Genomic DNA, 11663 nt, shown 5'->3' on the forward strand with positions numbered 1-11663 from the left:
ATAGGTGTATACCTGACCTCACATCCCCTGTGAGTGGAGTAGGCATCATGTCCAAAGGTATGGATTCAAAGAAAGCCGCGAAGAAGAAACCGGCCAAGACCGCGATTGAAAAACGCGCAGAGAAGAAAGCCAAAAAGGTCGACATCTTCGGTCACTGATAACGCCTTTCCGGAGCCCGGTTCTCGGGCTCCCGCCTGCATCCAAAAATAATCTGCAAGATTGCACCGCGTCGTTGCACAGAAGGGGATGAATCCCGTTCCGAGCAATGCCATGTCCCATTACTTCGACGCCGCCCATCGTAAGCAGATCGAAACCCTGCGCCAACGCGTCACCGCCCGTACCGAGTGGCCGACCTGGCTGTTGCTGATCGGCGTCTATGCTGGCTGGTTCGCCATTGTGCTCAACAGTCACTGGCTGGGCCGTGCCTTGAGCACGCTGTTGCTGATCCCGCTGGTGGTGTTGTGGCTGTCGGTGCAGCACGAGTTGCTGCACGGCCATCCGACACGCTGGGTGCGCTTCAACAAGATCCTTGGCTATGCGCCTTTTGCCGTGTGGTATCCGTACACGCTGTATCGCGACAGCCATTTGCTGCATCACCGCGATGAGGATCTGACCGTGCCCGGCGTCGATCCGGAAAGCCGTTACCTCACCCGCGCCGGCTGGCAGGGCAGTTCGCTGTTCGAACGCTGCCTGCACTGGTTGAACAAAACCGTGCTCGGACGCTTCGTGATCGGCGCACCGCTGGCGCTGATGGCGCTGGCCAAAGAAGAGTTGCTCCGGCTGAAGAATGGCGAACGCCAAGCCTGGTTGATGTGGCTGACCCACGGCCTGTTCACGTTACTGATGCTGTGGTTCATCGCCCGTTTCAGCGCGCTGCCGGTCTGGCATTACCTGCTGCTGATCAGCGTGCCGGCGCTGTCGATCGCGATGATCCGCTCCTATTATGAACATCGCCCACACGCGCAGCCTGAGCAGCGCACGGTGTTGAACGAAGCGGGTTGGCCGTGGCGCTGGTTGTTCCTGAATCTGAATTTTCATCTGGTGCATCACGACTTGCCCAAGCTTGCGTGGTACGACTTGCCCACGGTTTACCGGATGCATCGCGAGCAATGGATTGCGCGCAGTGGCGGGTTTCTGGTCCAAGGGTATGGCGAGTTCTGGCGACGCAATGGCTTCAAGCCGATCGACAGTCCAGAGCATCCTTACCACTGACCCAAGAACACCGCAACCCCTGTAGGAGTGAGCCTGCTCGCGATAGCGGTGTGTCAGGCACTGAAGATGTCACTGATGCACCGCTATCGCGAGCAGGCTCACTCCTACATTGGATTTGTGTTTACCGGGAAAAATGTATGACCCAACACCACGCCGAACTCCTGATGTACATCGCCCCCGAGCCAATCCGCGCGGCGAATGAGCGCTGGATTGCGCGCATTCTCGAGCAACTTGGCCACACTCGCCTGAGTGCTGAAGGCCTGTCACTGCGAGAACTCTGGTTATCCCCCGATCTGCTGCTCACGCAGACCTGCGGTTACCCGCTGATGACTGCATTGCGCGGACAAGTGCGCATCGTCGGCCGCCCACGCTACGAACTGCCCGACGCCAGCGCTGGCAATCATTGCAGCCTGATCCTTAACCGGGTTCATGACCCACGCAAAACCTTGGCGGAGTTCCGCGACAGGCGCGGGGTGATCAACAGTGAGGACTCCAACAGTGGCATGAACCTGCTGCGTCAGCGCTTGGCGCCACTGAATCAGGACGGACAATTCTTTGCCTCGGTCGGCATCAGCGGTGGCCATCGCGAGAGCCTGCGCTGGTTGCGCGAAAACCGCGCCGATCTTGCTGCCATCGACAGCGTCACCTGCGCCTATCTGGCGCAACATGCGCCGGAAGAAGTCAGTGCCTTGCGGGTGATAGCGCGCAGTGCGTGGAGTCCGACCTTGCCGTTCATTACGGTAGGTAGCGCTACGGATGAGCAGGTCGAGCAGCTCCGACAGGTAATGAATGAAACCTTGCGCGAACTCCCTGATGTCGCACAGACCTTGGGATTGCCTGAGGTGATTGCGGCCAGTGAGCGCGATTATCAAATCCTGCTCGATTATCAGCGCGAGGCTGAAGAACTTGGCTATGGCCGCTTGCGCTAAAGATCGCAGCCTCCGGCAGCTCCTACAGGGGATCAGTGTAGGAGCTGCCGAAGGCTGCGATCTTTTGTTTTTATATTTCAGAATAGAATATAAAAATGAAATATAAGTATTTTTAAAGAATAAGGCGCCTTGCTACGATCGCGCCACCGGAACACCGGACATTCAGCGACCCCTCATCAAGGAGCCCCTATGTCCGGCGCCGAGCTTTCCCATCGAGTCTGTTTCGCGCCCACTATCGCTGGCTCTGTGCTTATCTGCGCGGTCATCTGCACGACGCGGCCGGCAGCGAAGACATCGCCGCCGAAACCTTCGCCCAATTGCTTGAAGCCCCGGCACTGAGGGCCATCCGCGAACCTCGCGCCTTGCTGACGACTATCGCCCAGCGTCTGCTCTATCAACGCTGGCGGCGCGGTGATCTGGAGCGTCGTCATCGCCAGCAACTCGATGTCGATTACGCCGTCTCGCCTGAAGACCTGGTCACGCTATCGCAAACCCTCAACTGCCTCGATCACAGCTTGCAGCGCCTGCCCGACAAAGTCCGCACGACGTTTCTACTCGCGCGCATCGACGGCCTGACCTACCCGCAAATCGCCGCCGAACTGGGCATCTCCCAGCGGTCGGTCAGCGAGTACATGAACCGTTCCCAAGCGCTGTGCGATCGCCACAGCGCCAACCAATCCCTGCAAGACAAGAGGTCCGCATGAGATCGATCAAAACCCTGCTCGGCACTTCGTTGCTGGCGTTGAGCCTGAGTGTCGGCGCTGTTTCGGCGACGGAAAAAAACGCGCCGATCCACTTCGGCGATATCACTTGGGAAAGCGGCAGTTTCATCACCGAAGTGCTGCGTCTGATCGTAGAAAAAGGCTACGGCTACTCGACCGACACTTTGCCCGGCAGCACGGTCAGCCTTGAGGCCGCGCTGGCGAAAAACGATATTCAGGTGATCGGAGAAGAATGGGCCGGGCGCAGTCCAGCGTGGGTCAAAGCGGCCGCCGAAGGCAAGGTGTTCGGTTTGGGCGACACGGTCAAAGGCGCAACCGAAGGCTGGTGGGTGCCGGAGTATGTGATCAAGGGCGACCCCGAGCGGGGCATCAAAGCGTTGGCGCCGGAGTTGAAATCGGTGGCGGACCTGCCGCGCTACAAAGACGTATTCCGCGACCCGGAAGATCCAACTCGCGGACGCTTCCTTAACAGCCCGACCGGTTGGACCTCGGAGATCGTCAACAGCCAGAAGCTCAAGGCCTATGCGCTGAACGACAGCTTCGTGAATTTCCGCACCGGTTCCGGCGCGGCACTGGATGCCGAGGTGGCATCGTCGATCAAACGCGGTAAACCGGTGTTGTTCTACTACTGGTCACCGACGCCGCTGCTGGGGCGATTCAAACTGGTGAAACTGGAAGAACCGCCGTTCGATGCCGAGGCCTGGAAGACGTTGGCCGATGCCAATAACCCAAACCCCAAAGGCACCCGCTCGATGCCGGCGAGCCTGGCGATTGGCGTATCGGCGCCGTTCAAGGCGCAGTATCCGGAGTTGGTGGCGTTCTTCGAGAAAGTCGATTTGCCGATTGATCTGTTGAACCAGACTTTGGCGGGGATGAGTGAAAAACGTTTGCAGCCGAGGTTGGTGGCGGAAGCGTTTTTGCGTGATCAGCCGCAGGTCTGGAAGCCTTGGGTGCCTGCGGAGGTGGCGACCAAGGTGACTGGAAGTTTGTAAGTCGTTTCTGTCGTTTTTGTAGCGCTATAACTTTTGCCTTCGCGAGCAGGCTCGCTCCCACAGGGGGAATGCGTTCCAAAGGTGGGAGCGAGCCTGCTCGCGAAAGCGTCCGCCTCGCCGACGATTCTCCCCGCGCTGAACCGTTTCTTGTGCAAAAAGTGCCAGATACTGGCCGACTAATGGCCTTGCGCAGGTCTTTGCACTGGCTATGCTTCTCGTAACTAACTATGTCGACCGTCATGTCAAAACATGGCTGAAACACATCGTTGGTCCGTGAATTCATGCTGCCAGAGTGCGCAACCCAAGGCACCGACACTGAACCAACAAGGAGCGTCGCTTACATGGAAGTTCTTCAACGCGTTAGGGCTGGCCCGCGTGCGGGCTATCAAGAGAAGGATGTCTTGATTAGAGCGTCGCTGCATGGACTCTCCGATTGATCATCATTTATCACCTGACAACTTCCTCCCGTGGAGGAATGCGTGTGCCTGTTCTGTGGAACGTAGTGGTGGATCTTGAAAGAACTGAACTTTCATCAAATCAAAAGTCCGCGCGGAAGGTGATACAACCATGTTCAACCTACATCACAAGGCTGACCTGCAGCAGATCGAGCGATTCAGCTGCGCCTTGACCGAGGCCAACGCCAAGCTGGAAGCGATCAGCCGTTCGATGGCAATGATCGAGTTCACCCCTGACGGCATTGTTCTGGATGCCAACGAAAACTTCTGCAAGACCATGGGCTACAGCGCCGATGAAGTGCGTGGTAAACATCATCGGGTGTTTTGTGAAGAGGTGTTCTACCGCAGTGAGGAATACGCAAAGCTGTGGCGTGACCTGGCCCGTGGTGAACCGATCAGCGGGACTTTCCTGCGTTTGAACAAGGCCGGCAGGGAAGTCTGGCTCGAAGCCAGTTACATGCCGGTATATGGCCCGGACAAGCAAGTCAGAAGTGTGATCAAAGTGGCGGCGGACATCACCGCGCGGATCAACAAGGAACACGAAGAAGAAAGCATGCTGGCCGCGATTGGTCGCTCGATGGCGGTGATCGAGTTCACCCCGGAAGGCAATGTCATTACCGCCAACGACAACTTCCTCAAGACCATGCAGTACTCGCTCAACGAAATCGTCGGCCATCATCACAGCCTGTTCTGCCATCGCGCCGAAGCCGAGTCCTCGCAATACAAGGCATTCTGGGCCTCGCTCAATCGCGGCGAATATCACTCGCATCGTTTCGAGCGCAAGAACAAGTCCGGGCACATGGTCTATCTGGAAGCGTCGTACAACCCACTGTTCGACGCTAAGGGCCGCCTGTACAAAGTGGTGAAATTCGCCAGCGACATCACCCATCAGATGACTACGTTGCAGAACGCTGCCGAATCGGCCCACAGCACTTCGGTACAAAATGACGCCTGCGCGCAAAAAGGCTCACAGGTCGTGCAGCAAACGGTGCAGATCATTCAGGACATTTCCCGCGACCTCAACGAAGCTGCGTCCAGTATTGATGCGGTCAGCAAACAATCGGACATCATCGGCACCATCGTGCAGACCATTCGCGGGATTGCCGATCAGACCAACTTGTTGGCACTTAACGCTGCAATTGAAGCGGCGCGGGCCGGTGAACATGGGCGTGGCTTTGCGGTGGTCGCGGATGAGGTGCGTAGCCTCGCGGCGCGGACCAGTCAGGCGACGCTGGAAATTGTCGAGGTGGTGCGCAAGAACCATGACCTGTCGTTGAGTGCGGTGTCGAGCATGCAGTCGAGTTTGAGCCGTACCGGGATCGGGGTTGAGTTGGCGAATGAGGCGGGGGAGGTGATTCTGGAGATCCAGCAAGGATCGCGGCATGTGGTGGATGCGATCAGCCAGTTCAATGAAACCCTGCAACTGAACTGACGCCGATCAACCAAAACATTGTGGGAGCGAGCCTGCTCGCGAAGGCGATGGAACATTCAACATCCACGTTGATTGGTTCACCGCCTTCGCGAGCGGGCTCGCTCCCACATTTGATTTCAGGCGACCTGGAAATCAGAGCGCAGCAAGAAACTTGTCCGCCTGCTTGTCGCTGTCCTTCACATCGTTGTCTTTCTCAGCCTGCGCCAACTTCATCTTGTCCTGCAAACGCTCGGCGATCTCCTTGCCGACGGCCAGTTGTTTCTCCGGCGGCATGGCTTTGATGTCATCTTCGGTCAGCCCCATCGACTGCAGGATACTGTCGCGCAGACGCTGTTCCGGCGTCTTGCTCATGTAGTCCTTGAATTCGTCGGTGGCGGATTTTGCCGAGGCGCTGGTGGCATCGGTCGATTGCAGGCCCACGCGCGTTTTGGCGAAAGCTTCGTCGACGTTGTCGCTGATGCGCGAGGCTTCGCTGACTTGCTGGGTGGCGATCTGCGTGGCCGAGTCCTGCACCTTGGCAGTGGCTTCAGCGGTTTGCGCCTGGGTCTGGTTTTGCAGGGTTTGCAGCATGGCGCCGTGCAGGCCACCTTGCAGACCGGCGGCTGCCGTGGTGGTGGCATCTTCATTCAGCGCTTTGGGCAGGTGAATGATTTGCTGTTGTTTGGCACTGATCAACATGATGTGCAGACCTGTAGGTAATTGCTGACTGGCTTAGCAGAGCAATTACTGTGCCTTCTGAATAAATCCTTTTATTTCAACGGATTGATCATTGATCAGGTCTTCGTAGCGGTCATCCCTTGCCGATAAGCGGCAGAGGATGACCGCTGCGCCGTCAGCGATGCGCAATATTCTCCAGTGCCAGATTGCGTGTGCGCGGGCCGAACCAGCCGATGGTCAGCATCACGATCAGCATGCTGCTGACGATGAATGCCAACACTCCCGGCGTGCCGAAATTATCCAGGAACATCCCGATCAGCAAACTGCTGAACACCGTCGACAAACGACTGAAGGAATAACAGAAGCCGACGGCGCGGGCGCGAATGTTGGTCGGAAACAGTTCGCTCTGGTACGAGTGATAGCTGAAGCTCAGCCAGGCGTTGCAGAACGTGATCATCACCCCGCAGAAGATCAGCCCGAAGGCACTGGTCTGCAGAGCGAACAAGGTGCCGAAGGTCATTGCGCCGAGGGCCGAGCCGACGATCTGCCATTTGTTCTCGAAACGGTTGGCGAACTTCACGAACAGCAGCGGCCCAAGCGGGTAGGCGAGTGTGATGATGAACGCATACATCAAACTATGGGTGACGCTGACACCTTGGCCGGACAGCAGCGCCGGCAACCAATTGCCGAAACCGAAGAAGCCGATCGCCTGAAAGATGTGGAATACGATCAGCATCAACGCGCGACGGCGATACGGTGGCTGCCAGATATCCGCGAAGCGACCCTTGCCTTCGACATCGACCGGGACCGTTTCGGGCACGTCCAGTGGCTTGCCGTGATCCTTCTCGCATCGTGCTTCAATGCCATCGAGAATCCGGTTGGCTTCCTCAAAGCGGCCTTGCTGCGCGAGCCAGCGCGGCGATTCCGGCAGACGTTTGCGCAGCCACCAGATAAACAGCGCAAACACCGCGCTGGCCAACACCACCCAACGCCAGCCGGATACCCCGAACGGCGCTTGCGGCACTAGCCACCACGACATCAGTGCCACCGCCGGCACCGAGAGGAACTGCACGAAAAACGCGAAGGCAAACGCCGAACTGCGCATGCGTTTGGGTACCAGCTCCGAGAGGTAGGCGTCGATGGTCACTAGCTCGATGCCCAGGCCGATGCCGACCAGAAAGCGCATGCAGATGATGCCCGGTGCCGAACTCTGAATCCCCATTAACACCGTCGCCACCGTGTACCAGACCAGGGCGAAGGTGAAGATCGCGCGACGACCGAAGCGGTCCGCCAACGGGCTCAGCAGGCTGGCGCCGAGGAACAGGCCGAGGAATGTTGCCGAGGCAAACGCCGCTTGATCGGAGAAACCGAACACACCCTGATTACCGGTGGCAAAGATGCCATCGCGAATCAGCCCGGGGCTGATGTAGGCGGTCTGGAACAGGTCGTAGAGTTCGAAAAAACCACCGATCGACAGCAGCGCCACCAAGCGCCAAATCGTCGCGACCGCCGGAAGGCGATCGATGCGGGCGGACACCTGAGCGGCGCGGATCGGGTCGATGCCGTCGCGTTGCGCGGCGGCGGGAGCAGGGGCGTGAGCAGTCATAGGCTGATCCTTTTTTTTTATTAATGGAAAAGCTTAGCCTGCTATCGGAGTTAACGTATTGTGAATATCGTTGATTTAATCAGCTAATCCGCTGATTTCTAGCAATACCTGCTTACAAATTAACGATTTATGCCGCAGCCGCCGAATCCGGTAGCGCCGAGGCTGGCAGCCCGAAGATCCTGTCGAATAGCCAGTTGAAGGCAAACGTGTAGCACGGAATGAAAATGATCAACGCCAGATCCAGCAGAAACGCCTGCACCAGGCTGATGTTCATCCACCAGGCAATCAACGGAATCAGGAACACGATCAACGTCAGTTGAAAACCGACGGCGTGCGCAATGCGTCGTTTGACTGTGCGGGTGCGCGATTGCTGGCGACTTTCCCAGTGCTCGAACAGCGAGGTGTAAATGAAGTTCCAGGTGACGGCGATGGTGGTGATGATCACCGCCAGCGGCCCGGTGCTGCCCGGCGACGTGCCGGACAACAACGCCAGACCGAGGGCGGAGAAGGTCATGCCGATCACTTCGTAGAGCGACACATAGACCAGTTTGCGTTTAACGCCTTGCATGGGGGATTTGCCTCTTTCTTGCCGTTTGTTGGCCAGTGGGACTGGCGAAGGCGGCGAAAGATAGCTTCAATAGGGCTGACAGAAAAAGTCAGCTACTTTCAGTTCTATTGATAGGTGTTTGATGTGAATTTCAACAGCGACAGCATCGAGCTGTTTCTTGCCGTGATCGAGCGTGGCTCGTTTTCGGCGGCGGCGCGTGCATTAGGTCGGGTGCCCTCCGCCGTCAGTATGGGTATTGGCAACCTCGAGGCCGAACTCGGTTATCTGCTGTTCGACCGCAGCCATCGCGAACCGCAGCCCACGGCGATGGCGCTGTCACTGGTGCCGCACGCGCGGCTGATTGCCGAGCAGCTTAAACAGTTGCAAGTGCATGCCGTGGAGCTGTCGCTTGGGCTGGAGAGCAAATTGTCGATTGGCGTGGTTGCGGACATCGACCGAGGTCGTTTGCTGGCGGCGATCAAAGTGATCGCCGAGCGCCATCCATTGCTCGATATCGAAGTGCTGACCGCGCCGCAGGATGACGTGCTGGCAATGCTGCACAGCGGCCGCGTCAGCGTGTGTCTGGCGTTCGCCGGGTTGAGCATGAATGTGCTGGAGCGCTTTCAGTTTGTCGGCAGCGAACGGATGATCGCGACGCTGGCGGCGGACAGTCCGCTGTTGCAGGGGCAGGATGTGTTTCTCGAAGACCTGGTGCATGTGCGGCAGATCATCGTTGCCAGTCGCGACTTGCCGATCAGTGAAACGCGGCCGTTGGTGGCGGAGTCGTATTGGCGCACCGACAGTCTTGAGACGGCGATGGAGATGGTTGAGGCGGGATTGGGTTGGGGTAATTTTCCGTTGTCGGTGGTGCAGGCACGGTTGGACAACGGACGGCTGAAACGGCTGAATTTCCGCAACATCGAAAACGGTCTGGTGATGCCGGTGCATGCGGTGTGGCTCAAAAGCCAGCCACTACAGAAAGGCGCACTGGCCCTCGTCGACCTGCTCAGCCACTGAACATTGCGCAGATCCCCTGTAGGAGTGAGCCTGCTCGCGATAGCGGAGTGTCATTCAACACATGCATCGCCTGACACACCGCTATCGCGAGCAGGCTCACTCCTACAAGGGTTGTGTTTCAACTCAGCATTTGTGAGCACCACATAAAACTGTGAGCTGCCGAAGGCAGCGATCTTTTGATCTTGTTTTCAAGAGCAAAATCAAAAGATCGCAGCCTTCGACAGCTCCTACAGGGGATTGCGACAGTTTCAGGTACTTTCGCGAATCTTCAGTTCGAAGCCCATGTCTTCAACCGGGCGCGCCACGCTGTTACCGGCCATCAACGTCAGCATCTGCTCTGCCGCTCGCCGACCAATCGCTTCTCGCGGGGTGTTGATGCTGCTCAGGCGCGGCACCATGTGCTCGGACATCGGCAAGTCGTTGAAACCGAGAATCGCCACTTGTTCGGGAATCTTGATGCCGCTGCGCAATGCTTCCAGCAACGCTCCCTGCGCCAGGTCGTCGTTACCAAAGAAGATCGCATCAACATCCGGATGCGCCGCCAGCAACTGCAAAAACAACTCGCCGCCCAAGCCCACCGATGAAGAGCGAGGCGTCAGCACTTCCAGATCCGGGTCATAACGGCCGGCCTTCTGCAGTGCTTTGCGGAAACCTTCACCGCGCAACAACGTGCGCTGATCAAGCTGCGCGCCAATGTAAGCCAGACGCTTGCGCCCACGAGAGAGCAAATGCTCGGCCGCCGTTTCACCGGCACTGAGCTGCGAGAAGCCGACGCAATTTACCCCGGCGGCGCTGTCCAGTTCCATCATGTACACGCACGGGATATTGCTCGCCTCGATCATCCGCCGCGAACTTTCCGTGCGATCAAACCCGGTCAACAAGAAACCGCGCGGCTGATAAGCCATGTAGTTGCGCAGCAGGTTTTCTTCTTCATCGCGCGAGTAGTGGAAGTTGCCGATCAGCACTTCAAAACCCTTGGGTGTGAGTACCCGATGAATGGCTTCCAGGGTGTCGATGAACAACAGATTGGACAGCGAAGGCACTAACACGACGACCGAATGGCTCTGCGCCGAGGCCAACGCCCGGGCAGCAGGATTGACTACATAGTTGAGTTCAAGCGCAGCTTTCTGGACTTTTTCCACCAGTTCGGTGGCGACCGTGCTGACCCCACGCAAGGCGCGGGAGGCGGTAATCGGGCTGACACCGGCCAGGCGGGCAACTTCATTCAGGGTGGGACGGCCGGTGGTGCGGGTATTTTTATCGTTTTTAGGGGTGGTCATCGACGGCTTGCCAAACAAAAATCAAGGCACTAAGGTAGCGCTGTCCTGATGCAGCTGTAAATGCGTAAGCGAGGTCCTGCCTGATCTTCGCTTTTTGGTGTTGGGAACAAACCTGCTGCAACCCAAAAAAACGACAAGAAGGCGTCGGCAACTTCTGCCTGTGCACTAGAGTCATAGCTAGCAAAGGTAGCGCTGTCTGCGCGCTGAGGTGTTATATGAGTCATCCCATCACCGCCCTGGTCATCATGGGCGTTGCCGGTTGCGGCAAGACGTGCGTCAGCGAGGCCCTGTGCCAATTGAGCGGCGCCACTGCCATTGAAGGCGATACTTTCCATCCGGCCGCGAACATCGACAAGATGAGCGCGGGGATCCCCCTGAACGACGACGACCGCGCCGGCTGGCTCGACAGCCTGTGCGATGAACTGCGTCGCGTCGATGCGTCGGGCAAACGCCCGGTGCTGACCTGCTCGGCCCTTAAACACAGTTATCGCGAAGTGTTGCGCAGTGCCTTGCCGGGCCTGGGCTTCGTGTTTCTTGAATTGACCCCTGAAGTTGCCGCTGAGCGTGTGTCCCATCGTCCGGGCCACTTCATGCCGGCCACGTTGATCGAAAGCCAGTTCGCCACCCTCGAATCGCCGAAGGGCGAGCCGTTGACCCTGGCCCTGAACGCTTCGATCCACAGCGTTGAAGAACTGGCGTCCCAGGCTCATGTCTGGTGGCAGGCCCACGGTCTGAAGCAGGCGGTATGAGTGTGTTGAAAGAGATAGCGCTGTCCTCCCGACTTCTGTTTAACCCGCTTTAATAACAACAACAA

General features: G+C 57.8%; 9 protein-coding genes and 3 pseudogenes. 8 read left to right on the top strand and 4 right to left on the bottom strand.

Going from position 1 to position 11663, the window contains the following annotated elements; genetic code table 11:
- The first annotated feature begins 270 nt into the window (after window positions 1-270).
- The 6 genes and pseudogenes from ACOYXE_RS00450 to ACOYXE_RS00475 all read left to right on the top strand — a co-directional run.
- A complete protein-coding gene (locus ACOYXE_RS00450) occupies window positions 271-1212 on the top strand; it encodes a fatty acid desaturase (RefSeq protein WP_160059142.1) in 942 nt (313 codons plus the stop codon).
- A 137-nt stretch (window positions 1213-1349) separates the two neighbouring features.
- Complete coding sequence (locus ACOYXE_RS00455; RefSeq protein WP_405123020.1) at window positions 1350-2141, top strand: phosphate/phosphite/phosphonate ABC transporter substrate-binding protein; 792 nt, start codon at window positions 1350-1352, stop codon at window positions 2139-2141.
- A 189-nt stretch (window positions 2142-2330) separates the two neighbouring features.
- Window positions 2331-2845: pseudogene (locus ACOYXE_RS00460) on the top strand (sigma-70 family RNA polymerase sigma factor).
- Window positions 2842-3855 carry an ABC transporter substrate-binding protein gene (locus tag ACOYXE_RS00465; RefSeq protein ID WP_160059139.1) on the top strand — a complete coding sequence of 338 codons (1014 nt, stop codon included), beginning with the start codon at window positions 2842-2844 and terminating at the stop codon, window positions 3853-3855. The pseudogene ACOYXE_RS00460 and the gene ACOYXE_RS00465 overlap by 4 nt, the downstream one beginning before the upstream one ends.
- Window positions 3856-4527: 672 nt before the next feature.
- A pseudogene (locus ACOYXE_RS00470) lies at window positions 4528-5151 on the top strand (PAS domain-containing protein); the annotation flags it as partial.
- A gap of 168 nt (window positions 5152-5319) precedes the next feature.
- Window positions 5320-5742: pseudogene (locus ACOYXE_RS00475) on the top strand (methyl-accepting chemotaxis protein); the annotation flags it as partial.
- A gap of 132 nt (window positions 5743-5874) precedes the next feature.
- On the opposite strand, the gene ACOYXE_RS00480 reads toward ACOYXE_RS00475, so the two are convergent.
- From ACOYXE_RS00480 to ACOYXE_RS00490, 3 genes are all read right to left on the bottom strand, one after another.
- Complete coding sequence (locus ACOYXE_RS00480; RefSeq protein ID WP_160060129.1) at window positions 5875-6420, bottom strand: hypothetical protein; 546 nt, start codon at window positions 6418-6420, stop codon at window positions 5875-5877.
- A gap of 154 nt (window positions 6421-6574) precedes the next feature.
- Entirely contained in the window at window positions 6575-8005 is a 1431-nt protein-coding gene (locus ACOYXE_RS00485) for an MFS transporter (RefSeq protein ID WP_405123022.1), read from the bottom strand.
- 127 nt (window positions 8006-8132) lie between these two features.
- Window positions 8133-8573, bottom strand: coding sequence for a PACE efflux transporter (locus tag ACOYXE_RS00490; protein WP_034153370.1), 441 nt, complete (start codon window positions 8571-8573; stop codon window positions 8133-8135).
- A gap of 123 nt (window positions 8574-8696) precedes the next feature.
- On the opposite strand from ACOYXE_RS00490, the gene ACOYXE_RS00495 reads away from it, so the two are divergent.
- Window positions 8697-9569, top strand: coding sequence for a LysR family transcriptional regulator (locus ACOYXE_RS00495; RefSeq protein WP_160059135.1), 873 nt, complete (start codon window positions 8697-8699; stop codon window positions 9567-9569).
- A gap of 248 nt (window positions 9570-9817) precedes the next feature.
- On the opposite strand, the gene gntR is transcribed toward ACOYXE_RS00495, so the two are convergent.
- On the bottom strand, window positions 9818-10849 hold the full coding sequence (gene gntR, locus ACOYXE_RS00500; RefSeq protein ID WP_405123023.1) for an HTH-type transcriptional regulator GntR: 1032 nt from the start codon (window positions 10847-10849) through the stop codon (window positions 9818-9820).
- Window positions 10850-11064: 215 nt separating this feature from the next.
- On the opposite strand from gntR, the gene ACOYXE_RS00505 reads away from it, so the two are divergent.
- Window positions 11065-11598, top strand: a complete 534-nt coding sequence (locus ACOYXE_RS00505; protein ID WP_160059133.1) for a gluconokinase — start codon at window positions 11065-11067, stop codon at window positions 11596-11598.
- Window positions 11599-11663 lie beyond the last annotated feature (65 nt).

The sequence above is a fragment of the Pseudomonas sp. MC6 genome (genome assembly GCF_054790575.1).